At 50.4% G+C, this 22,426-nt stretch carries 20 protein-coding genes; 15 read left to right on the top strand and 5 right to left on the bottom strand.

Annotated elements, in window-relative coordinates; translation table 11 throughout:
• Nucleotides 1-9: 9 nt before the first annotated feature.
• Nucleotides 10-168, bottom strand: a complete 159-nt coding sequence (locus tag AB432_RS30925) for a hypothetical protein (protein ID WP_173630783.1) — start codon at nucleotides 166-168, stop codon at nucleotides 10-12.
• 259 nt (nucleotides 169-427) lie between these two features.
• On the opposite strand from AB432_RS30925, the gene AB432_RS29860 reads away from it, so the two are divergent.
• On the top strand, nucleotides 428-1,762 hold the full coding sequence (locus AB432_RS29860) for an erythromycin esterase family protein (protein WP_048035401.1): 1,335 nt from the start codon (nucleotides 428-430) through the stop codon (nucleotides 1,760-1,762).
• Here AB432_RS29860 and AB432_RS29855 read toward each other — a convergent pair.
• Nucleotides 1,759-2,355, bottom strand: coding sequence for a DJ-1/PfpI family protein (locus AB432_RS29855; protein ID WP_048035400.1), 597 nt, complete (start codon nucleotides 2,353-2,355; stop codon nucleotides 1,759-1,761). The genes AB432_RS29860 and AB432_RS29855 overlap by 4 nt on opposite strands.
• Nucleotides 2,356-2,504: 149 nt before the next feature.
• Here AB432_RS29855 and AB432_RS29850 point away from each other — a divergent pair, with 149 nt between their 5' ends.
• From AB432_RS29850 to AB432_RS29785, 14 genes are all read left to right on the top strand, one after another.
• On the top strand, nucleotides 2,505-3,377 hold the full coding sequence (locus tag AB432_RS29850; protein ID WP_048035399.1) for a LysR family transcriptional regulator: 873 nt from the start codon (nucleotides 2,505-2,507) through the stop codon (nucleotides 3,375-3,377).
• 183 nt (nucleotides 3,378-3,560) lie between these two features.
• The gene (locus tag AB432_RS29845; RefSeq protein WP_048035398.1) at nucleotides 3,561-4,340 is read left to right on the top strand and encodes a DeoR/GlpR family DNA-binding transcription regulator; all 780 of its coding nucleotides are present in this window, start codon (nucleotides 3,561-3,563) and stop codon (nucleotides 4,338-4,340) included.
• Between the two features lie 34 nt (nucleotides 4,341-4,374).
• A complete protein-coding gene (locus AB432_RS29840; RefSeq protein ID WP_048035397.1) occupies nucleotides 4,375-5,238 on the top strand; it encodes a class II fructose-bisphosphate aldolase in 864 nt (287 codons plus the stop codon).
• A gap of 29 nt (nucleotides 5,239-5,267) precedes the next feature.
• Nucleotides 5,268-6,359 carry a bifunctional phosphoglucose/phosphomannose isomerase gene (locus tag AB432_RS29835; RefSeq protein WP_048035396.1) on the top strand — a complete coding sequence of 364 codons (1,092 nt, stop codon included), beginning with the start codon at nucleotides 5,268-5,270 and terminating at the stop codon, nucleotides 6,357-6,359.
• Nucleotide 6,360: 1 nt separating this feature from the next.
• Entirely contained in the window at nucleotides 6,361-7,305 is a 945-nt protein-coding gene (locus AB432_RS29830; RefSeq protein ID WP_048035395.1) for a 1-phosphofructokinase family hexose kinase, read from the top strand.
• 28 nt (nucleotides 7,306-7,333) lie between these two features.
• Nucleotides 7,334-8,332 (top strand): ROK family protein, encoded by a 999-nt coding sequence (locus AB432_RS29825; protein WP_048035394.1) that lies wholly within the window; start codon nucleotides 7,334-7,336, stop codon nucleotides 8,330-8,332.
• A 26-nt stretch (nucleotides 8,333-8,358) separates the two neighbouring features.
• Nucleotides 8,359-11,463: a beta-galactosidase subunit alpha gene (gene ebgA / locus AB432_RS29820; RefSeq protein WP_048035393.1), complete on the top strand. Its 3,105-nt coding sequence runs from the start codon at nucleotides 8,359-8,361 to the stop codon at nucleotides 11,461-11,463.
• Between the two features lie 96 nt (nucleotides 11,464-11,559).
• Nucleotides 11,560-13,296, top strand: coding sequence for a cache domain-containing sensor histidine kinase (locus AB432_RS29815; RefSeq protein ID WP_048035392.1), 1,737 nt, complete (start codon nucleotides 11,560-11,562; stop codon nucleotides 13,294-13,296).
• A complete protein-coding gene (locus AB432_RS29810) occupies nucleotides 13,268-14,464 on the top strand; it encodes a response regulator transcription factor (protein ID WP_048035391.1) in 1,197 nt (398 codons plus the stop codon). Before AB432_RS29815 ends, AB432_RS29810 begins: the two co-directional genes overlap by 29 nt.
• A 118-nt stretch (nucleotides 14,465-14,582) precedes the next feature.
• On the top strand, nucleotides 14,583-15,881 hold the full coding sequence (locus AB432_RS29805) for an ABC transporter substrate-binding protein (RefSeq protein ID WP_048035390.1): 1,299 nt from the start codon (nucleotides 14,583-14,585) through the stop codon (nucleotides 15,879-15,881).
• 57 nt (nucleotides 15,882-15,938) lie between these two features.
• The gene (locus AB432_RS29800) at nucleotides 15,939-16,859 is read left to right on the top strand and encodes a carbohydrate ABC transporter permease (protein WP_173629826.1); all 921 of its coding nucleotides are present in this window, start codon (nucleotides 15,939-15,941) and stop codon (nucleotides 16,857-16,859) included.
• On the top strand, nucleotides 16,811-17,668 hold the full coding sequence (locus tag AB432_RS29795) for a carbohydrate ABC transporter permease (protein WP_201265907.1): 858 nt from the start codon (nucleotides 16,811-16,813) through the stop codon (nucleotides 17,666-17,668). Before AB432_RS29800 ends, AB432_RS29795 begins: the two co-directional genes overlap by 49 nt.
• Nucleotides 17,669-17,696: 28 nt before the next feature.
• Complete coding sequence (locus AB432_RS29790) at nucleotides 17,697-18,353, top strand: YesL family protein (protein WP_048035388.1); 657 nt, start codon at nucleotides 17,697-17,699, stop codon at nucleotides 18,351-18,353.
• Nucleotides 18,343-20,034 (top strand): amylo-alpha-1,6-glucosidase, encoded by a 1,692-nt coding sequence (locus AB432_RS29785; protein ID WP_048035387.1) that lies wholly within the window; start codon nucleotides 18,343-18,345, stop codon nucleotides 20,032-20,034. Before AB432_RS29790 ends, AB432_RS29785 begins: the two co-directional genes overlap by 11 nt.
• A gap of 65 nt (nucleotides 20,035-20,099) precedes the next feature.
• Here AB432_RS29785 and AB432_RS29780 read toward each other — a convergent pair whose 3' ends face one another.
• From AB432_RS29780 to AB432_RS29770, 3 genes are read right to left on the bottom strand one after another with little or no spacing between them, the layout of a single operon-like run.
• A complete protein-coding gene (locus AB432_RS29780; protein ID WP_048035386.1) occupies nucleotides 20,100-20,822 on the bottom strand; it encodes an amino acid ABC transporter ATP-binding protein in 723 nt (240 codons plus the stop codon).
• The gene (locus tag AB432_RS29775) at nucleotides 20,819-21,472 is read right to left on the bottom strand and encodes an amino acid ABC transporter permease (protein WP_007720310.1); all 654 of its coding nucleotides are present in this window, start codon (nucleotides 21,470-21,472) and stop codon (nucleotides 20,819-20,821) included. Before AB432_RS29775 ends, AB432_RS29780 begins: the two co-directional genes overlap by 4 nt.
• Nucleotides 21,473-21,523: 51 nt before the next feature.
• Entirely contained in the window at nucleotides 21,524-22,309 is a 786-nt protein-coding gene (locus AB432_RS29770) for a transporter substrate-binding domain-containing protein (RefSeq protein WP_048035385.1), read from the bottom strand.
• Between the last annotated feature and the right edge of the window lie 117 nt (nucleotides 22,310-22,426).

Here is a 22,426-nt window from a genome sequence, read left to right as displayed (position 1 = left end):
ATCCCGTCTTTACTCTTCCGGCGTTCGATCCAGGAACAGCCGCGTTACCTTTGTGTAATCCCCTTTTTCCACTTCTTCTTCCGTTGCCTTTTCTTCCAAAGGATCATGACCATACATGCTTGGCGCTACTGAAGGCTCGTGCTCGGCAGAACCTCGCTTTTTCTCCATGATTCACCACTCCTTTTGCCAGTAGGGTGTGATGGATGGCTTATTCTTATCCCCGATTGCAGCATATGACATCGTAAATGCTATTTCAAAAGTACCGATCTTCAAGATCCGGTGCTTTTTTTGATGACAAATTGTCATATGGGGCAGGGAGAAACCGTTGGTAACAGGGCGTCTGAAACTTATGACAAAACGCTACTTGTTGTACAGGCAGTGCCCATGCCATACTTTGCGCCAAGGAAGCTTTTAGGAGGAAAGAGAAATGAACTTTTACAGAAGTATCATCGTCGCGGTATCGATTTGTGGTCTACTCATAACAGGATGCACGAATACAGCTCCATTAACCGAGATGGACAGCGAACAACAAGGGAAGAAGGCAGAAAATCTAAGTCCAAAAGAATGGTTAGAGCTGAACTCTTTTCAATTGAATAGCGCTGAGCCTGGGACTGATCTTAAAGATATTGAACCGCTGCGCCAAATGATCGGTTCTGCTTCAATCGTAGGTTTAGGTGAGGCAAATCATGGAAGTCGTGAAATTTTTACGATGAAACACCGGTTTGTTGAATTTCTCGTCATGGAAATGGGCTTTACCACCCTTGTATTAGAAGAAAACTGGGGCAACGCATTGAAACTTGATCATTACGTTCTCACAGGAGAAGGGAATCCGAGTAAATTCCTAATGCCTATATTTCAAACAAAAGAAATCGTAGACATGCTGGAATGGATGCGTGAGTACAATGCCGATCCCGAGAACGAAGAGAAACTACGGGTGGTCGGAATGGATGTACAAAATGTCAGCGAAAATGTATACGATGAGATCAGACAGTATATAAAAAAATATAAGCCTGACCTGCTGCCCCGTGTGAATAATAAAATGAAGGAACTTGCCGAAGCTACGAAGGACCTGGAAACCTATTCAGCTTTGCCACAGGCCATTCAGGAAAAACATCAGGAGCAAGCGAAAGAAATCACGGAAATATTGGAACAAAACAAAAGCAGTTTGAACGGCCAATCCAAGGAGTTCGCAAGGATTAAGCAACACGCCAAGGTCATTGAGCAATTTACTGGCATGTATTTCAACTTCTCAGAGAATCCATCTGAATTATTTTTGAAGCATGATATCGCGATGTTTGAGAATGCGAAGTGGGCTCATGAACAGCTGGGAAAAACAATCGTATGGGGTCACAATGGGCACATCGCAAAGAACAATATGTTGCAAGAGGTATACCCGAAGCTCGCCGGTCAGCATTTACTGGAGCATTATGGAAAGGAATATGTAACGATTGGAACTTCATTCGGGAAAGGCGATTATAACGCGTTTAACCTTGAAAATAAAATTGTTCCAGCTACCATTCAATTGAATGATCCAAAAACATTCAATCATACTCTGGATCAAGTCTCAAAGGATCAATACTTTGTTGATTTACGGAATGCTACAGGTCTCACCCAAAAATGGTTAGAGGAAGAACAGCCGTTTTTGATCGGATTCGGTTCTGCTGATCCAAGCAAACCAAACACGATAACAACCTCGCTTGGGCAAGCATTTGATATTCTCATTCATTTAGACACAGTGAGCGCTGGCGAGCTTGTTCGTTAAATAGCAGAAAGAAACCCCATCAAGCGCTTCACATTATCGGTGTTTTCGCGGGATGTCAGCGACTCCAGCAAGGTGAATGCCACATCAAAAGCGGTCGAAGGGTTGTACGAGGTGATGATGTTGTTGTCGATGACGATGGATTGGTCAGGGATGACATGGGCACCCATCGCAGCTAGTTGCTTTTGCCGTAGCTGGTTGTTCAGGTTGTAGGTCGTTGCTTTCCGTCCTTGCAAAATCCCACTTTTCCCGAGCGGCAGTGCGCCGACACAGATGGAGGCGATCACTTTGCCTTGCTTTTCAAATTCACGTATGAAAGCGAGAACGTCCTCGCGATAAGCATCTTCATAAAAGCCCGCCTGCTCAAAACCGCCAGGCAATGCCAATGCATCGAAGTCATTTACATCCGCATCGTCGATCACCATTTCGGGGATTACGGTAAAATTCCACGTGCATTTCAATTCTTTGCGCGTGCCTACCGTCACCAGCTCCGTTGTTCCGTCGCCCTCTTCCTTGTTCCAGCCGATCACATCTGTAAATACGCTAGCCTCTACTGCTTCAAAGCCATTCGGTAATAACAAGCACACTTTTTTCATCGAAAATCAGCTCCTCTGTTCGAATCGTTCAAGCCGTACCGGTACTTACCAAGAATGATATGCTATCATTAGTTATTAGTAAAAATGAAAGTTCTGAAGCTGATCTTCAGGATTTCTGATAATAAAACATGCGGGCAAGGGGGAGCGGCATGGAGATTCGCCAATTTCAAACCTTTAAGGCAGTCGTCGATTTCAACAGCTTTACGAAGGCCGCACAAGCACTGCAATATTCACAGGCGACGATTACGTCCCATATTCAGCAATTGGAAGAAGGAATGGGAGTTCCTCTGTTTGATCGACTGGGAAAGAAAATCCAGTTAACCGCCTATGGCCGCGAGCTGTACACGTATGTCGAGGAGCTGCTGGTTTCGTATGCGAAGATCAAGGATATATCGGCGAATGAGCAATCACTGCAAGGCGAGCTGCGCATCGGAGCCTCGGAGACGATTACGATCTATCGGTTGGGGGACATTTTGTCCAAGTACAGAGCGAGCTACCCGGGCGTAAATATTTCATTTGTGATGGATGATTGTAGTCGCTTGCGGGAAAAGCTGCATGAAGGTCTATTGGATATCGTGATCACGCTGGAGCCAAAGCTCGATGATCCGAATCTGGTCGTGGAGCCGTTCTCGACCGAGCGCCTGGTTTTTATAGGAGGGCGCGATCATTCGTTTGAAAAAATAGAGGATGCTGGCGAGGAATGTATGATTTTCAGCGGAGAGCATTGTGCTCTGCGGCGGTTTTTTCAACGATTCTTGGAAAAAAGAGAGATCAAGCCGAAACACCACCTGGAATTCTCCAGTATGGAAGCGATCAAGCAGAGTGTGGCGAACGGGCTAGGCGTGAGCTTGATGCCGCATATTAGCGTCGAAGCCTTGTTGAATGAGCAAAAAGTGAAAATGATAGCGTGCGAGGAAGAGCTATTGTTCTATGCGCAAATTGCCTACCATAAAAACAAGTGGCTCTCACGGGCGCATAAGAAATTTATTGATTTCATGCTGGAAAGTCGGGATATCGGGTAAAGCGGCAACCAACCAGTCTGTTTTGGTCGAGAACCAGAGCAGGCTGGTTTTATTTTCGGAAAATTTCACATCTTGTTTGACATTCGTTTTTCTGCAATGCTAAGATCGAAATGAAAGTAAACGAAAGGTAAATAGAAATAAAACGAAACGAGATAATTCATGATCGTAAGGAAGTGAAGTCCTATGCTGGCAGCCGAACGGCACAGCAAGATTCTCGAACAATTGAAGGCAGAACAGAGCGTAACCGTCAGCCAATTGAGTCTGGCCCTGGATGTGTCTGAAGTAACGATCCGAAAAGATTTGATCAAGCTCGAAAACGATGGCCTGCTGACCCGCATTCACGGAGGAGCGACGATTACGAATTTCTTGCCATTGGAGCGCAGTTTTACGGAAAAGCTGGAAGAGAGAAGCGAAGAAAAGCAAGCGATCGCCTATCAAGCGCTGTCGCACATTCAGCCGGGGGACACGGTTATTCTCGGAGCAGGGACAACGATGATGGAGCTCGCCAAGCTGCTGCGCGGCTTGAATGATCTGACGGTCGTGACGAATGCGGTCAACATCGCGATGGAGCTGAACAGTCAAGGCAAGCATCACGTCATCTTGATCGGTGGAGAGATGCGCCACAAATCCTTTGCGCTCGTTGGTTCTGTCGCAGCCGACAATTTGCGAGGACTTTCTGTCTTCAAATGTTTTATCGGGGCAGATGGGGTTCATCCGGAAAATGGGCTGACGACGCTCAATCTGGCCGAAGCGCAAATCAACCAGGTCATGATGGAACGCGCCAGAAAAGTCTACGTGCTCGCTGACCATAGCAAGTTCGGAGAGACACATTTGGCGAAGTTCGCCGGGGTGTCCGATGTCGATCGGATTATTACAGATGCGGCGGCACAGCATCTTGTCAGTAAGTATGCGGAGCTGGGCATCAACCTGGAGCTGGCGAGCTTGCAGGGCGTGAGCAGGTAAAATACCAGATCAAAAAGGAAACGGGGGGATCGATATGGCGTTGGTATCATCGACACAGATGCTGCGCACAGCGAGAGAGCAAGGATATTGTGTGGGAGCATTCAACGTGCACACGATGGAAATGCTCCAAGCAGTAGTGGAGGCGGCTTGCGAAGCAAACGCACCACTCATTTTACAGACCACAGTCGGAACGGTCCGGCATCTCGGACCGGAGTATGTAGCAGCAATCGCCCGGGTAGCCTCAGAAGAGGCCCGGGTGCCGATTGCCCTGCATTTGGATCATTGCCATGAAGAGGAGCTGATCATGCGATGTATCGAAGCGGGATATACATCGGTCATGATCGATGCGTCGATGCATCCTTTTGCGGAAAATGCGGAGATGACGCGGCGTGTAGTGGAGCTGGCTAGGGAACGCGGTGTCAATGTGGAGGCAGAGCTCGGCAAGGTCGGGGGCGTGGAGGATGATCTCGTCGTCGACGATGCAGATGCTGCACTGGCTGACCCGATTGAGTGCGAGAGATTTATCGAGTTGACGGGCGTGGATACGTTGGCTCCGGCTATTGGTACGGCTCACGGGATTTACAAGGGGGAGCCGCGCATTGATTTTGCCCGCATCGAAGAGATTGCCCGTCGTGTTTCTGTGCCGCTTGTGTTGCATGGCGGCTCGGGAATTCCCGTGGAGCAGGTGAAGCGGGCAGTTCAGCTCGGCATGGCAAAAATGAACGTAGCGACAGAGCTGCGTATCGCGTTTTCACAAGCGATCAAGGGCGTATTTGACAACAACCCGCAGGAAAACGACCCGCGCACCTATATGAAGCAGGCCAAGCAGGCGGTCAAAGAAGTTGCACTCGCCAAGATGGAGATGTGCGGTTGTATTGGGAAAGCTAGTGGACGTTAATCAAAAAAATGGGAAAGGGACGATTTTACATGCGTATAAACCTCAATGATGCAAAAGCCTTGCGCGAGCTGGACACGATTTCTGCTCTGCAAGATACGGAAAGCTACGATGAACAATTTAAAACGGGCCTAAAATTATCTGATAGTTTAGATGTATCTAATATTTCTGTTAAAATTGAAAATATTGTAGTGCTTGGCACTGGTGGTGGTTCGGCTGCGAGCGTCAATTTGATCAAGTCGTATTTGTTTGACGAGCTGCAAGTGCCGCTTCAATTAAATCAAGGCTACACCATCCCGGCTTTTGTGGATGAGAAGACGCTCGTCATCGTCGTTAGCCACTCCGGCAATACAGAAGAAGTCGTCAGCGGCTACGAAGCAGCGATCGCCAAAGGAGCACAGAGCGCGGTCATTACGGCGGGTGGAAAAGTATTGGAGATGGCTCGTGAACACAATCATGCGTGCTTGCTCGTGCCGGGCGGAATGATGCCGCGGATCGTACTCGGTTACATTTTCCTGCCGATTCTCGCCATCTTGACGAAGCTCGGGCTGATTTCCGACAAGCGCGCGGAGGTCGAGGAGACGATTGCCCTGTTCGAGGAGTGGAAGCACATCTACGGAACGGACTCTCCGATCGAGAAAAATGAAGCCAAACAAATCGCCATCGAGATGGATGGACTGATACCTGTCGTATACGGAACACTACCGTTTTTCGATGCCCCTGCATGGCGGTGGAAAAATCAGCTAGGGGAAAACAGCAAGCTGATGGCATTTTGGAACGCCATTCCGAGCCTTCACCACGATGAAGCTGTGGGTTGGGATTCGCCGTCTGCGCTGCTGAAGGGTGTTCATTTTACACTCATTCGCGATCTGGAGGACAGCGAGAAGACGACCCAACGTGTAGAAATCAGTGCCGACATTTTACGTGAGCGCGCTGGTGGGGTAAGGGTGGTACATTCTCACGGCGTATCCCGGATGGCTCGGTTGTTTTCTATCGTGTACCTGGCTGACTTCGTGTCGCTGTACGCTGCTCTGATTCGCGGCGTTGATCCAACCCCTGTAGAAGTGATCAATTTGTTCAAACAAAAAATGGGGCAGCCGCTCGTTACTGTGCAGGTGAGGTAGCATGCTCGTAACGGTCACACTGAACGCGGCCATCGATAAGACGTATCGCCTCTCGCATTTTCGTTCTGGGGAGCAGCATCGCACGGCTGATGTACTGAGCTTGCCCGGCGGAAAAGGGATAAATGTAGCACGTGTAGCGAAAGCATTGGGGCAGGATGTAGTCGCAAGTGGTTTTATAGCCGGTCACAACGGGAGGTTCATCGTGGAAGGCTGCGAACGTGAGGGGATTGCGTCCTCCTTTATCGAAACGAGCGGAGAATCCCGACTGTGCCTCGCTTTTCTCGACGAACAGGAAAAAACGGTGACAGAAGTGCTAGAGCAGGGTCCCTCGCCCAGTGAAGAAGAGATCAGTCGCTTGCAAACGCGTTTGATCGAGCTGGCGGATCAGGCACAGTACATGGTTTTTTCCGGAAGCTTGCCAGGTGGCGTTCCAGCCGAAACTTACGCTGCGCTCATCCGAAGTGTCGCAGGGAAAGGAATCGCATGCGTGCTCGATACGAGCGGTCAGGCCCTGCTGGAAGGAATAAAAGCAACACCCTCGCTCATCAAGCCCAATCGACCGGAAGCAGAAGCGATTCTCGGATTTTCGCTGGATAACGACGAGGCCCGATGCAGAGCGATACGCGAGCTCCGTGAGCGGGGTGCCCAGCGAGTCCTTCTCTCGTTGGGCGAGGAGGGCGCGTGGTTTGGCGATAGCCAGGAGACGTGGCGTATTTCCGCGATCCCATTAGCAGATACCGAAGTGAAAAATACGGTGGGCTGCGGTGATTCCATGCTTGCGGGTGTCCTTGTCGGACGTATGCGAGGCTTGGCTTGGCCAGATGCGATTTGGCTAGGGATGGCATGCGGGGCCGCTAATACACGGTCATTTGGAGCAGGCATGATCGCGCCCGACGATGTGCAGCGGTTGAGGAGTCAGCCGATGCATGTGGAGCGAGTCGAGTAGAATAACTGGTTCAGAAGGGAGGAGCAGCATGCGCCATGTAATTGGCCTCGATGTCGGTGGTACGACAATGAAAGGGGCGGTCATGGACGAGAATGGGCGAATTCTCCTCCGGGCTGCCAAGGAGACAAAAGTTCATAACAACTTGCCCATCTTGATCGAGCGAATGGCTGCTTTGATTAAAGAACTGCGGGATCAATCACCCGTTCCAATAGAGTCAGTAGGGATCGGCTTTCCTGGTCCTTTTGATGCGGAAAATGGGATATCGGTTCACTCGCCCAACTTTCAATTGCATCAGGCAGACTTGCGGACACCACTCGCGAAGCTGGTGGAGCTGCCGCTTTTTTTTGAAAACGATTTACGGACGGCTGCGCTCGGAGAAGCCATATTCGGTGCGGGCCGGGAGGTTAGTCACCTCGTTTTCGTGCCGCTTGGTACGGGGGTGGGGGCAGGGATTGTAAACGAAGGCAAACTCGTTCGCGGCAGTCACGGTTTTGCGGGAGAGATTGGTCATGTGCGTTACCCAGGGCTTACGGCTCCATGCAATTGCGGCAAGCTCGGTTGTGTAGAGACGGTCGCATCTGCCACAGGTATTGCTAGATTGGCCCGTGAACGCTTGGACAAGGAGCTCGATGCAAATCCGCGGCAAGCAAAGGCCTCTCCTCTGTTTACTTTGTGCGATGGACAGATTGAGCGGATTACGGCTGAGCAGGTGGCTACGGCCGTGGAACAAGGTGATGCGGTGGCGACCTGCGCATGGAACGAAGCTTGTGAAGTAACTGGCTGGGCTTTGTCTGTACTGGTGAACGTGTGCAACCCGCAGCTCGTAGTAATTGGGGGTGGCGTTTGCCGAGCTGGGGAGCTATTGCTGGTCCCTGTACAAGCGAGTGTACAACGGCACGCCATGGAAGTCGTACATCAACAGACAAAGATCGTCTTGGCCGAGCTCGGTGCAGATGCAGGCATGCTCGGTGCTGGCGCCTTGGCCCTGCAAGCAACGAACAGGAAACAAGGAACCGTGAAATCGTGAAATTGTAAAAAGAGGAGTGTACATCGATGCATCAACGGTATGACTGGGCAAATCATCAGTTGCTAGAGCGAAATCGCTTGGCGGCGCGGGCTTACTTTTTGTCTTACCCGGAAGAATCGGGAGCACTGACATATGAAAGAGGCGCGACACCGTGGTTTCAATTGTTGAATGGGCATTGGCAGTTTGCTTACGCAGAATCTCCACTGCGTGTGCCAAAAAACTTTTTTGCCGCCGATTATGATGCGACGGAGTGGGCTCGAATTCAGGTACCAGGGCATTGGCAGCTCCAAGGGTACGGTAAACCGCATTACACGGACTTGTACTATCCGTTTCCGGTCGATCCGCCGCATGTTCCATCAGATAACCCGACAGGCTGCTATTTGCGAGAGTTTACGGTTGCGTCTGCTTGGCAAAATCATCAGGTGATCCTACGATTTGAAGGGGTCGACAGCGCTTTTCATGTATGGCTGAACGGGAAGGAAGTCGGCTATAGCCAGGGAAGCCGTTTGCCATCTGAGTTTGATGTGACGGAGCTGTTGCAGGAAGGCAGCAACCGCTTGGCTGTTCAAGTGTACCAATGGTCGGACGGTACGTATGTCGAGGATCAGGATATGTGGTACTTAAGCGGAATTTTCCGGGATGTTTCCCTGATTGCCAGACCGAAGCTGCATGTGAGAGATCTGGCAGTCGTGACTGATCTGGATGATGAATTCCGCCATGGTGTGCTGCGCGTACGTGTCCATGTAGAAAACAGTTCCGCTGCTGCCTGTGACGGGGTGAGCGTGACCGCAAAGCTGCTGGATCAATCCTACAAGCTTATCGCTTCGCTGACCGACACGGGAGCAGGCGAGCTGACAGCCGGACAGGAAAAGGTCGTGAATTTGGAGCTTCCGGTGCAGGAGCCGAAAAAATGGTCGGCGGAGGAGCCGAACCTGTATCACCTGCTGCTTGCGATTGAGCAGGAGTCGGGTGAAAAGACAGAAGTCATCCCGATCCGCGTCGGCTTCCGACGTATCGAAGTAAAAGGAAACAACTTCTTCGTGAACGGTGTAGCGATTCGCCTAAACGGTGTGAATCGTCATGATCATCATCCTGACCTCGGGCGGGCAGTCCCGTATGAAACGATGCGTGAAGATGTGCTTATGATGAAGCGTTACAACATCAACGCCGTTCGTACCGCGCATTACCCGAACGATCCTCGTTTTTATGATTTGTGCGACCAGTACGGATTGTATGTCATGGACGAAACCGATTTGGAGACACATGGTTTTCAGTTAACGGGCAATATTAGCCAGTTAAGCGATGATCCAGAGTGGGAGCAGACGTATGTGGAGCGCATGGAGCGCATGGTGGAGCGGGACAAAAACCATCCGTCGATCATCATGTGGTCGCTTGGCAACGAATCTGGCTTCGGCTGTAACTTCCGAGCGATGGCTGCTTGGTGCAGACAAGCGGACCCGACTCGCCTCATTCACTACGAGGAGGATCGCGAAGCAGAAGTGTGCGACGTATTTTCCACCATGTACTCCTCGATTGAAAAAATGATCCAGCACGGTGAAAATGAGCATCTACAAAAGCCGCATATCATGTGCGAGTATGCTCATGCCATGGGAAATGGACCCGGTGGCTTGCGCGACTACGCCAATGTGTTTGACAAATATCAACGCTTGCAGGGTGGCTTTGTGTGGGAATGGATTGATCACGGCTTGCGCCAATATACACCGGATGGGCGAGAGTATTATGCCTACGGAGGAGACTTCGGGGACTACCCGACGAATGGCAACTTCGTCATCGACGGACTGATTCGTCCAGATAGCACCCCATCCCCTGGATTGCTCGAATACAAAAAAGTGATTGAACCGATCGTCGTAGAAGCGACTGATTTGGAAAGCGGGCTCGTCACCATTACGAACCGCTATGATTTCCGCACGCTTGCGCACGTGAAAATGGTTTGGAGTGTGACAGCAGACGGACATGTGGTGCAGAGCGGATCGATGTCGCTGCCACATACAGAAGCAGGAAGTAGCAACATTATATCTGTACCTTATACCTTGCCTGCGCAAGTACAGGATCGAACCGACTATTGGCTGACGCTCTGCTTTGTGCTGGACCAAGATGAGAGCTGGGTACAGGCTGGACATGAGCTGGCTTGGGCACAATTTGCCTTGCCAGTGACCGTTGCCCAACAGGTTACGCTCGCACCCTATCAGCCTGTGTTCAGGAGGGTAGATACGAAAGAAACGAAAACCGAGGTCACCCTTACAGGAGCAGATTTTCAGTTCGTTTTTGACAAAGTGAGCGGTGTACCGACGAGCTGGGTGTTTGCAGGCAAAGAGCTGTTGGTGGCAGGACCTCGTCTCACGTTTTGGCGTGCTCCGATTGACAATGACATGTACGTAGTGGAAGAGTGGCGCAAGGTGTACCTCGATCGACTGCAAAACCGGGTGGAGCATGTAAGCATCCAGCAGGAGCGAGAAGATCGTGTGGTTATTACCTGCGATGTACGGATTGCTCCGCCTGTATACGACTGGGGATTTGCGTGCCGCTACACGTATACCGTGTTTGGAAATGGCGAAGTGCAGGTAGATGTTCAAGGCACACCCAAAGGCACCCCGCCAGCTATGTTGCCACGAATAGGCTTGAAGCTATTGGTCGCCAAAGACATGGAGCGTGTCTCGTGGTATGGGCGTGGACCGGGAGAGGCGTATATCGACAGCAAGGAAGCCAATCGCATCGGGGTATATCACGCGAGCGTGGATGAGCTGTACACGCCATATGTATTTCCACAGGAAAATGGCAATCGCACGGACGTAAAATGGATGTCCATCACGGATCAGCGAGGCATTGGACTTTTCGCGATGGGTCAACCGACCCTGGAATTTAGCGCACTTCGCTATGATACGGACGATCTGGAGCAAGCGAAGCACACGACAGATCTTGTAAAACGAGAGTATGTCACACTGCATCTCGATTATCGACAAAACGGGCTGGGTAGCAATAGCTGTGGACCCAAGCAATCGGAGCAGCATGCCTTGCGTCCAGAGGAGTTTTTCTTCCAGATGAGGTTAACGCCTTTTTCGAAGGATGCAATTTCTCCGGTTCAATTGTATAAGCGGAATTTGTGGGATTAACCGCTGATTGTTCTCGAAGGCATCGCCGAAACGTTGTACAATTTAGCTAAAGATTGAATAGTGCAACTAATCAAAAACCGGTGGTGGTTCTGTCACATGAAGTCATGGTCGCTCTTTCCGCGCAGAAGCATTCATGCCAAGCTGCTCGCTTTTATGCTGATTGCAGCCATTATTCCGCTGATTACTCTGGGGAGTATGGCGTATTGGAAGTCGTCGATGGTCGTTCGCGAGCAATTTAGCAAGTCAGGTGAGTATATTGCTACGCAACTGCAAATCCAGATCGACAATTACCTGAGTCAAATGAGATACATGGCTTATGACATCAATACGTACGTGTCAGACCCGACGTTGGTCGTCATACGGGAGGAACAGCCGAAGACGTACACAGGCTTCCTGGAACAAAAAAACTTCGAGAGATACCTGGGGGCGCACCGCAACCTTGATACAAAAGGCATTTTTATCGTGACGCCCTCCGGTTATTTTTTCGGGGAAAATGTGATCAATGGACAGGATTTGATGCGAGAATCGTGGTGGAAGGCACTGCCCGCCAAGCTGGATGAGGAGCGATGGATCGGTTTTTACACACCACGGCATTATGTCGGATTTCAGGATGAGGCGGAGCTGCGCAATCAGGAGAAGGTGCTCGGTCTGGTCGTTCCTGTTCTCAGTGGTTATGGCGTGTTGAAGGACAGCCGGATTTTGATCGAGATGAAGGCAGGCAAGCTGTTTCAATTGTTTTCGCAGCTAGAAGAGGACATGAGCGCGCATGTGACGATTACAGCCAAAAATGGCGAGCTGATTTATCAGACTGCGGGTACGTTTGTTCAGAAAGAGAGCGATGTCGTCTGGAACAAGCCACTGGAGTCCAACAACTGGATGATTCAGGTGCGCTTGCCGTACGAGCAAATGAACCGCTCTGCGGAAGTGATTCAATCCTTTTTTATCGCGGCGCTGATTCTTTCGGCAGTGCTGGCACTCCTTTTGGCGTATTTATTTTCCAGACGGATTACAGGCAAAATCAAACGACTGCAAGAAACGATGCGTCTGGTCGGAACAGGCGAGCTACAGACGCGCGCAGAGGTAGACACGGAAGACGAGCTGGGGCGGTTAGGGGTGAGCTTCAACCAAATGGTGAGGCGGATTCAGACGCTAATCGCCGAGGTGAGTCGAACCGAGCAGTTGAAAAAGGAAGCAGAGCTGCGAGCCGTTCACTACCAGATCAACCCGCATCTGTTGTTCAATACACTCAATTCCATCCAGTGGAAAGCAAGATTATCAGGTGCCAATGAAATCGGCAATATGCTCTATCATCTTATCAAAGTGCTAGAGGGCAACCTCGACATCACGCAGGAGCTCGTCCCGTTGGATAAGGAACTGCAAACCGTCGAGCATTTTCTGCAAATCCAAGAGCTGCGGTACGGGCCTGTTTTTCAATATGAACAGACGGGCGTAGAGGCTTGCGGTCGCTATTTGATCCCGCGAATGACTCTTCAGCCGCTATTGGAAAATATCTTTTTCCACGCATTCGAAGACGGGCATGGAACGATCCGGATCAGTGTCAGTGAAAAAGAAGGGCTTGTGACGCTGCTGTTGCAAGATGACGGCGCAGGAATTGTGCCGGAGCGATTGGCCAAACTTCTCGATCCTGATCTGGAGCGTTCTAGCAAACGAGGACTCGGCGTGTACAACGTCGATCAGAAGTTCAAACTTCATTTCCGTATGGAGCACGGCATGAAGATTTCATCTGTCAGAGGAGAAGGAACCACAATTCAAATCACATGGCCGAAAAGGGAGGAACTTCCTGATGAGCATCAAGGTAATGATTGTGGATGACGAAGTGCTGGTGCGAAGAGGACTGAAGGCAATGGTGCCGTGGAGTCGCTACGGGATGGAAGTGGTAGCGGATGCACCGAATGGTCGGAAAGGCTGGGAGGCTTTCCTGCAAATACAGCCCGAGTTGGTGATTACGGACATCGTTATGCCGGAAATGGATGGACTGGAGCTGTGCAGGCGGGTGAAGGAGCACGCTCCACAAACAAAGGTGCTTCTGCTGAGCTGTCACCGCGATTTTTCTTTTGCCCAGCAGGGAATCTCTCTCGGGGTGTCCGGGTATTTGTTGAAGACCGAGTTTCAGGATGAGGAATGGGGTACGTTGTTGGAGAAGCTGCGGACGGAGTTGGCAGGCGAGAGTACGCGACCTGAAAAAATCCATGAACGCCCTGATGAATGGAAGCGGGAATTCGGTGCGTGGTTGACTGGTTTGAGCCGGGATTTCGAGCAAAGCTTGTCCTCCCTCCTGCAATCACACTGGTCGTGGATGAACGATTCCATGCGTGTATGGCTCTTGGAAGGGATGGGCAGCAGTGCAAATAGCGAGGAGCAGGAGCGGGCATGGATTACACGGGAGCTGGACAGCCAATGGGAATGGATCGCATGTGGCGATATCCGATTTTTGTTGACTCCCGCAAGTACCGGCAGGCAGGTAGAATCCTTGCTCGTGGAATGGAAGCTAGCTGGGAAGGTGACGAGCTGGGAGACAACAAGCCCGTTTGCTGGACTCGAACCGTGGATGCAGACAGTACGGATGCTCTACCAACGCAAGGAGCGGGCGCGCAAGTATGGCGTCATTCAAGACCCGTGGCAGGAACCGATCAAGCAGGCCGTTCATTACGCGCTCGATCGTCTGGATACGCCATTGACGGTTAGTGAGGTAGCTTCACAGGTGGGGCTGAGCCGCAGTCATTTTAGCGTGATGTTTAAAAAGGGAGTGGGCGAGAGCTTTGGCGAGTTTCTCGACAAGCGCCGGGTAAAAATGGCTCGAGCGATGCTGGATGAAACCGCTCTGTCCATTCAGGAGGTAGCGGAGCGAGTTGGTCTTCCTGACGCGAAATACTTTAGCAAATGGTTTAAAAAATATACAGGGATGACCCCGAGTCACTACCGTTTCAAACAAAAGGAGGAGTCCAGTCGAACAATCGTCCACTCCACCGCGCAAACCTGAACAAAGCGAAAAAAAGGAAACAAATTCACACACTATTGCGAACAGTTGGCGGTTTCACCGTTTTTTTCCCTTCATTAAAATAAAGAAAAATGAGGGGTAAATCTAGGGGGGATCACAGATGAAAAAGGTTGCGTCAAAATGGATGGCAGCTGGCATGGCACTACTTTTGGCCGTCGCGGCTGGTTGTTCACAAGCCCAGCCATCAGGTACAGACGGCACGTCTAGTAACACAGGTACGACAACGCCAGCATCGTCTGATAAAAAGGAAACGGTTACATTGCGTTTCGCGACATGGGATACGGACCAAATGCTGAAGATCCAACAAGATATCGCGAAACAATTCGAACAGAAAAACCCGGGTGTGAAGGTACAAGTCGAGGCATATGCAGATGGATTTGATCAGAAGCTGGTAGCGGCATTCGGAGCGAAAAACCCGCCAGATGTCATGTACATGTGGGATTTCCCAACGTACAACGCCTCGCTCGAGCCATTGGATGAGTACGTAAAGAAGGACCCATCAGTGGCAATCGACGACTTTTACCAAGGCCTCTTAAACTATAATCGCTTCGATGGAAAATTGTTCGGTCTCCCAGCGGGCTTCTCGACGCGGGTCGTCTTCTACAACAAAAAGCTGTTTAACGAAGCAAATGTACCGCTTCCAACAGACAACTGGACGTGGGACGATTTCAAATCGGCAGCCAAACAACTGACCGTTCGCGACAAGAAGCAGTACGGCTTCGCTGTTCGTTCGGAGCCGGATACGTACGATTTGCAGCAGTTCGTGTGGAGCAATGGCAGCAGCTTCATCAGCCCTGACGGAAAAGCCATCGAAGGCTACATGAACAGCAAGGAAACAGCAGAAGCCCTGCAAATTTTCAGTGACTTGGCCAAGGACAAGAGTGCTTTGCTCGTCGGTGGCAAAAACCAGCAGAGCGGAAACGACTTGTTCAAAGCTGGCAAGCTCGCGATGTATGACAACGGTGTCTGGTCGCTCGAGTCGTACAAGAAGGCAAATGTCGACTTTGGTACGGTCGTAATGCCGCAATTCCCTGGCAAGCCTGGTAAGGGTGTCATTGCAACCTCCTCAGTATCGATCGCCAAGGATTCCAAAAACAAAGAACTGGCTTGGGAGTTTTTGAAGTTCTTCGTTTCCAGTGATGCGATCAAGATGCGTACATCTGACTTGCCTGTGCGTATTAGTGTCGTACAAGAGAAGAAGCTCGATCAGGACCCGCTCTACGCGCCGTTCTACAAGACATTGGAGCAATCGACTGACACGCCAGCCTTCCTGTTGAATCCACACTGGAACGAAATCAATCGGAACCTTTCCGCAGCAGTCAATGCGATCATGATGGGACAAAATGCCGAGGAATTACTGAACAAGGCAGTCAAAGACTCCCAGAAATTCTTGAAATAACGGGAAGGGGTCAGGAATTTGAATACAGAGAGTGTCGTGACACATAAACAGCCTGCCATGACCGTTCAACCGAAAAAACTCAAGGGAAGGGCGTTTCTTACGCCCTATCTTTTTATCTTGCCTTGGATTCTCGGCTTTCTCGCTTTTACGCTGGGACCGATGTTGTTTTCGCTCGTCATGAGCTTTTTTGATTGGCCTGTCGTTGGTGAGGTTACGTTCGTCGGCTTGGACAACTACGTCAATATGTTTACGGATGATCCACTGTTTTGGCAATCACTCTGGGTCACCATTAAATTTGCGCTGTTGTTTGTACCGTTAAATTTGTTCATCGCGTTATTTTTGGCCATGATGCTGAATCAGAAGGTAAGAGGCAGCGGCTTTTTCCGCACAGTGTTTTACTTGCCGAGCGTGATTTCTGGTGTGGCGCTGGCGATGATTTGGGCGTGGGTGTACGACGGGGAATACGGTATTTTCAACTATTTGCTCAGTCTGGTTGGGATTACAGGTCCAAATTGGCTAAACGATACGTCATGGGCACTTGTTGCCATGGTAATCGCCAGTCTGTGGGGGCAAGGCTCCATGGTATTGATTTTCCTGGCGGGGCTCAAAAGCATCCCGGAGAGCTTGTATGAAGCGGCTTCGATTGATGGGGCAGGGGCGGTGCAAAAGTTTTTCCGGATTACACTGCCGATGGTTAGCCCAACGATTTTGTTCAACCTGATTATGACGATCATTAGTGCGTTCCAGCAGTTGAGTCTAGCACTCTTGCTCACAGGAGGCGGACCGTTGCAGTCTACGTATTTCTATGCCATGTTCGCGTATGACAACGCCTTCAAATACTTCAAGATGGGATATGCTTCGGCGAACTCCTGGTTTATGTTTGTGATCATTTTGGTATTGACCTTCCTCGTATTTAAAACGTCCGGCAAATGGGTGTACTACGAGGGCGACAATCGCAGGGGAGGGGAGGAAGCTTGATACGCAAAACGGTCGCTTATGCGAGCTTGATCTTTTTCTCTTTCCTGTTTCTCGCACCGTTTTACTGGATGATCTCTACTGCGCTCAAGTCAGATACTGAGATTTTGCAGTATCCACCCAAATGGATTCCGGATGTGTTGCATTGGGAGAACTTCGGGAATGCGTGGATGTCGCAGCCGTTTCATCTGTATTTGGAAAACTCGTTGACGGTGACGATCCTGACCACGATTGGTCAGTTGATTTCGTCTTCGCTGGTCGCGTACGGCTTTGCCCGGTTTACGTTTAAAGGGAGAGATTTTCTGTTCATGGTCGTTTTGGCCACGATGATGATTCCGTGGGAAGTGACGATGATCCCGCTGTACATGGAATTCAACTATCTGGGCTGGATCAACACGCTCAAGCCGTTGATTGTTCCTTCGTTCTTCGGGTCAGCGTTTTATATTTTCCTCATGCGACAGTTTATTTTGACCATTCCTCGTGAGCTGGATGAAGCGGCGCGTATTGATGGTGCCGGTTCGTTTCAGATTTACGCACGGATTATTATGCCGTTGATGATGCCTGCTCTGATTTTGGTGAGTGTATTCAACATCTTGGGCACATGGAACGACTACTTGGGTCCACTCATTTTCTTGAATGACCAAAGCCAGTACACGCTGACGCTGGGACTGGCGCAATTTAAAGGGATGTATGAAGTAGAGGCTACCGGGCTGATGGCGGTAACATTATTGATCTCGCTTCCGCCGTTACTCCTCTTTTTCCTCGCACAACGATATATCGTAGACAATTCAGCCGGCGTTGCTATTAAGTAAGAGGCTATCAAGTAAGGAGGGAGCTACAGTGGGGAATCGGGCGAAATGGGAAGGATGGGCATGGTCATTTCATCAATTTGGTGAGCGATTGTTGCGGATGGCGGCAGCGCATCTCATGTGGGTGGCATGTACGCTCATGGGAGGCATCGTCTTTGGAATTTTCCCAGCGACAGCCGCTCTGTACGACGTACTTAGCGGCAAGTGGAATGACCGTGGGCTTTTGTCCGCCTTCTGGCATGCTTTTCGCCACTACTTCTGGAGGAGCCAATGGCTTGGTGCAGGGACGGTGCTAACGGGGGCCATCCTGTGGGGCGATGTGGTGTTTTTCCTTCGCTTTGGTACACTGTGGGGGCTCTCGATTGCGGCTGTTTTTGCGGGGATCGGATTCTTGCATGCGGCTACCTCTTGCCACGCTTTTTCCCTGCTTGTTCGGGAGAATTCAGACGTGAAGAGGACGCTCAAGCAATCGTTTTGGCTGGTTGCGGCCTTTCCGGTGCATTCGCTCGTCACGATGGGAGGCTTGCTCCTTCTCTTGATTCTCTTGCTGGCGATTCCCGTTTTGCCGATCTTGCTGGGAGCGAGCCTGCCTGTCTGGTGGTTGAACGCCAGAATGAATCGTCTGCTGGAAAAGCGCGATCGTAAACGATCGACGAAGCAACCTCGAGGTGAGACATATGCAGTTTGATTTGGGAATCGTTCCTTTTAGCCGATACGGGTCATATCTCGTACTCTCGCGTCTGGGTAACACCAAACGAGCAGAAGGGCTGTATTTGCGCAATATTCGTGGAGGAGACAACCACGATGGCGCGATTTTTCGAATAGAAATGGTAGCCGATGGTGTGGCGGTTCCATTTGAGACGGAGGCTACGCCAACCTTGCTGCGTCTCTACGGGGATAAAGGCGAAGTGAAGCTGTGCATGAGCGAGCCGCAGGTGGTGCAGATGCGTGGTCAAGGCGTTGGTTTGCGACTCGTGCTGGAATCGACGGCAGCAGACTACGCGATTCAAGCAGGAGCCGGATGCTGGGAAATCAATCACTTTTCCACGGAAATTCGCTTGCGAGTGACTCCGCTTGCTGGAGCGCTGGTGGTCAACCCTACGAAGGCATCACGTGAACAGCAAGTGAGCGTAACCTTTCTTCCCGACGAGGAAACTGGTGTACTGGAAGGCGTATGGGAGGAGTTCCACACGGTATGGAAGGAGCGCAGCTATCCTGCCTTTGCCGATGGATGGGAGCAGGTAAAAAAAGAGTACGACGAGTGGCTGGAACGGACCCTTTCTGTATCTGAGGAGCATCGCGAGGGCTTGAGTGAAGCACGAGAGCTCGCGGCGTACATCACCTGGTCTTGTGTGGTGAGACCTGAAGGCTATCTGCCGCGGTCTGCGATGTACATGTCCAAAAACTGGATGACGAATATCTGGAGCTGGGATCATTGCTTCAATGCGATGGCACTGACGCGAGCAAACCTGCCGCTGGCGTGGGATCAGCTCATGATCTTTATCGACAGGCAGGACGAAAGTGGTGTCTTCCCCGATTTTATCAATGATCGGTATGCGCTGTGGAATTGCTGCAAGCCTCCGATTCACGGCTGGACGCTGCGCTGGATGCTGGATCGGAACGAAGCGATTACAAACGAGATGCTAGAAGAGGTGTACGAGCCGCTTTGTCGCTGGACCGACTGGTGGTTCCGTTATCGCGATGATGATCAGGACGGAATTCCGCAGTACAATCATGGCTATGACTGCGGCTGGGACAACAGCACGATTTTCCTCGATGGGGCACCGATTGAAAGCCCGGACTTGCCTGCGTATTTGATTCTGCAAATGGATGTGCTGGCGGATTTGGCGAAGAGATTGGGCTGTCCTGAAGAGGCAGCGAAGTGGCAGGAAAAGGCGGAAATGACGCTGCAACGCCTCCTAGAGAAGCACTGGAATGGCGAAAACTTCTTCGCGACCCACTCTGGCAGCGATCAGCCTACCCAAGGAGACAGCTTGATTCGTTATATGCCTCTGGTGCTTGGTGAAAAGCTGCCAAAAGACATCCGGGCCAAGCTGATTGCGGACTTGCAGGAGCGATTTTTGACCGAGAATGGTCTGGCTACGGAGAGTCCAACCAGCTCCTTCTACCGCGCTGATGGCTACTGGTTAGGCCCGATCTGGGCGCCAGTAACGATGCTATTGGTCGATGGATTGCGGCGAGCAGGTGAAGTAGAGTTTTCCCAGGAGATTGCCAGACGTTTTTGCCGAATGGCAGCACGCAGTGGCATGGCGGAAAACTTCGATGCACTGACAGGTGATGGCTTGAGGGATCGGGCATTTACATGGACGTCCAGCGTGTTTTTGATGCTGGCGCATGAGTATGTGTGAGGTAGTTTCATAGAAAAAACAAGCGGGCATGATGGATGAAAAATCGCATCATGCCCGTTGCTTGTCTATAGCACCTTACTGAGAAACGCCTTGGTTCTCTCATGCTGGGGATTGTCAAAAATCTCGGCAGGCGTGCCTTCTTCTACGATGTATCCGCCATCCATGAAGATCACGCGATCGGCTACTTCACGGGCGAAGCCCATCTCATGCGTAACCACGACCATCGTCATTCCTTCTTTGGCCAAATCCTTCATCACCTGAAGAACTTCGCCTACCATTTCCGGGTCGAGTGCAGAGGTAGGTTCATCGAACAGCATGATATGAGGGTCCATGGCGAGCGCACGGGTAATGGCTACGCGCTGCTGTTGACCACCAGACAACCGATCTGGATACACGTCTCGCTTGTCCGCCAAATCTACTTTTTTGAGGAGTTGCAGCGCCTTTTGTTCATTTTGCTGGCGCTCTGAATTTTTGACGTGCTTGGGTGCGAGCATAATGTTTTCCAAAACAGTGAGATGCGGGAAGAGATTGAACCGCTGAAACACCATGCCGACACGCTCTCGCAGCTTGTTAATGTCCACTTTGGGGGAGGTAACCTCCATGCCCTCAATGGTGATTTTGCCGGATGTCACCTCCTCCAACTGGTTCAGGCAGCGCAGAAACGTACTTTTTCCCGAGCCGGAGGGACCAATGACACAGACAACTTCGCGCTCTTCAATGGTAGTTGAGATGTCTTTTAAGACTTCCAGCGAGCCAAAGCTCTTTTTCAAATTCTCTACATGAATCATTTCGCGAACCTCCTCTCAAGGGAACGGGATAGCAGACTGAGGATGTATATCATCAGGAAATAGAAGACCGCTACTACAGCCCAAATTTCGAATGAACGGAAGTTGCTAGAAATGATAATCTCACCACTGTTCATCAGTTCACGGATACCAATGACCGTTAGGAGCGAGGTGTCTTTTAGCGTCACGATGAATTGGTTGACGAAGGCAGGAATCATGCGGCGAACAGCCTGAGGCAAGATAACCAGGCGCATGGCTTTTCCGTGCGTGAGTCCGAGGGAGCGAGCTGCTTCCATCTGCCCTTTATCGATGGAGAGAATCCCTCCGCGGAAAATTTCAGCCAGGTAGGCTCCGGCATTGAGGCTGAGCGCAAGAATACCTGCGGTTGTCTCTGGAATTTTGATATCAAGGACGGGCGGCAAGCCAAAATAAATAAAGAAGATTTGAACCAACAGCGGTGTGCCGCGGAGAAAGTCAACGTAAGCGGTTGCAATGCCACGGAGTATTTTGGAGCGGCTGGTGCTCATTAAACCAAAAAGCAATCCGATTAAGAGAGCAAAAAACAGGGAAATGACCGTTATTTTTAACGTGACCACAGAGCCTTGGGCCAAGACAGGAAGAGCATCGACAATGACATCCCAACTACTGCTCATTTGGACAACTCCATTCTTTCTAAGGTGAAAAAAAGGCGCGTCTTGCGCCTTTTACTTTTTCGTGTTCAAGTATGTGTTGATGATTTCGTCGTATTTCCCGTTCTCTTTCAGCTTCTTCAGACCGGAGTTGAGTTTGTCCTGCAGATCTTTGTTCCCTTTTAATACCGCGATGCCGTAGTGGTCACCATTGAGACGATCGCCTACAATTTTTAGTTTGGAAGCAGGGTCTACCGCAATTTTATAAGAGATAACCGGATAGTCTTCGATGGTTACATCAGCGTTGCCGTTCTGAACCTCTTGGAACATGGAAGGGCTATCGTCAAAGTATTTGACAGTCGCTCCGTACTTTTTCCCGAGCTCATCAGCAAAGGTCGCGCCAGTCGTGCCTTTTTTGATCGCAATCGTTTTGCCAGCCAAGTCTGCCTCTCCATTGATCGTTGTGTTGTCCTCACGTACGACCAAGGAAAGACCTGCTTGATAGTAAGGTTCAGAGAAATCCAAAATTTCTTTGCGCTTATCATTGATGCTGATCCCTGCAATGGCACCGTCCAATTGCTTCGCTTGAACAGCCGGAATGATTCCTTTGAAGTCCATCGGCTTAATTTCTACCTCAAAGCCTTCTTCTTTGGCGATTGCATTGATCAGGTCGATGTCAATTCCCACGTATTTTCCGTCTTTTTCAAACTCAAAGGGTGGGTATGTTGCATCTGTACCAAACACGTACTTCGTCGCACCGGATTGCCCAGATGTCGAGGCCGCTTGATCCGTGCCAGTGCCACACGCACTTACCGTTAGTGCCAACAAACCAGAAACAACAGCAAACATTAGTTTTTTCATAAATTACCCCCAAGTATATTTATGATAGATATGATATGGACATGAATATAGTAATATAGAAAAGTCTGCAAAGTCAAAAGAAACTGAAAGTAATTATTACCCATAATTGTATGATCA

Origin of the sequence: Brevibacillus brevis (assembly GCF_001039275.2) — a bacterium.
GTDB lineage: Bacteria > Bacillota > Bacilli > Brevibacillales > Brevibacillaceae > Brevibacillus > Brevibacillus brevis_C.
Note: the sequence above shows the minus strand (reverse complement) of the source record. Positions and strands in the feature narration are given on the sequence as shown.

Coding starts and splice junctions, on each gene's coding strand:
- AB432_RS29775 (WP_007720310.1), bottom strand. CDS start 21,472: ATGAGCAGTAGTTGGGATGTCATTGTCGATGCTCTTCCTGTCTTGGCC.
- AB432_RS29815 (WP_048035392.1), top strand. CDS start 11,560: ATGAAGTCATGGTCGCTCTTTCCGCGCAGAAGCATTCATGCCAAGCTG.
- AB432_RS29805 (WP_048035390.1), top strand. CDS start 14,583: ATGAAAAAGGTTGCGTCAAAATGGATGGCAGCTGGCATGGCACTACTT.
- AB432_RS29785 (WP_048035387.1), top strand. CDS start 18,343: ATGCAGTTTGATTTGGGAATCGTTCCTTTTAGCCGATACGGGTCATAT.
- AB432_RS30925 (WP_173630783.1), bottom strand. CDS start 168: ATGGAGAAAAAGCGAGGTTCTGCCGAGCACGAGCCTTCAGTAGCGCCA.
- AB432_RS29830 (WP_048035395.1), top strand. CDS start 6,361: ATGCTCGTAACGGTCACACTGAACGCGGCCATCGATAAGACGTATCGC.
- AB432_RS29835 (WP_048035396.1), top strand. CDS start 5,268: ATGCGTATAAACCTCAATGATGCAAAAGCCTTGCGCGAGCTGGACACG.
- AB432_RS29770 (WP_048035385.1), bottom strand. CDS start 22,309: ATGAAAAAACTAATGTTTGCTGTTGTTTCTGGTTTGTTGGCACTAACG.
- AB432_RS29840 (WP_048035397.1), top strand. CDS start 4,375: ATGGCGTTGGTATCATCGACACAGATGCTGCGCACAGCGAGAGAGCAA.
- AB432_RS29780 (WP_048035386.1), bottom strand. CDS start 20,822: ATGATTCATGTAGAGAATTTGAAAAAGAGCTTTGGCTCGCTGGAAGTC.
- AB432_RS29860 (WP_048035401.1), top strand. CDS start 428: ATGAACTTTTACAGAAGTATCATCGTCGCGGTATCGATTTGTGGTCTA.
- AB432_RS29825 (WP_048035394.1), top strand. CDS start 7,334: ATGCGCCATGTAATTGGCCTCGATGTCGGTGGTACGACAATGAAAGGG.
- AB432_RS29800 (WP_173629826.1), top strand. CDS start 15,939: ATGACCGTTCAACCGAAAAAACTCAAGGGAAGGGCGTTTCTTACGCCC.
- AB432_RS29850 (WP_048035399.1), top strand. CDS start 2,505: ATGGAGATTCGCCAATTTCAAACCTTTAAGGCAGTCGTCGATTTCAAC.
- AB432_RS29845 (WP_048035398.1), top strand. CDS start 3,561: ATGCTGGCAGCCGAACGGCACAGCAAGATTCTCGAACAATTGAAGGCA.
- AB432_RS29810 (WP_048035391.1), top strand. CDS start 13,268: ATGAGCATCAAGGTAATGATTGTGGATGACGAAGTGCTGGTGCGAAGA.
- AB432_RS29855 (WP_048035400.1), bottom strand. CDS start 2,355: ATGAAAAAAGTGTGCTTGTTATTACCGAATGGCTTTGAAGCAGTAGAG.
- ebgA (WP_048035393.1), top strand. CDS start 8,359: ATGCATCAACGGTATGACTGGGCAAATCATCAGTTGCTAGAGCGAAAT.
- AB432_RS29795 (WP_201265907.1), top strand. CDS start 16,811: ATGGGTGTACTACGAGGGCGACAATCGCAGGGGAGGGGAGGAAGCTTG.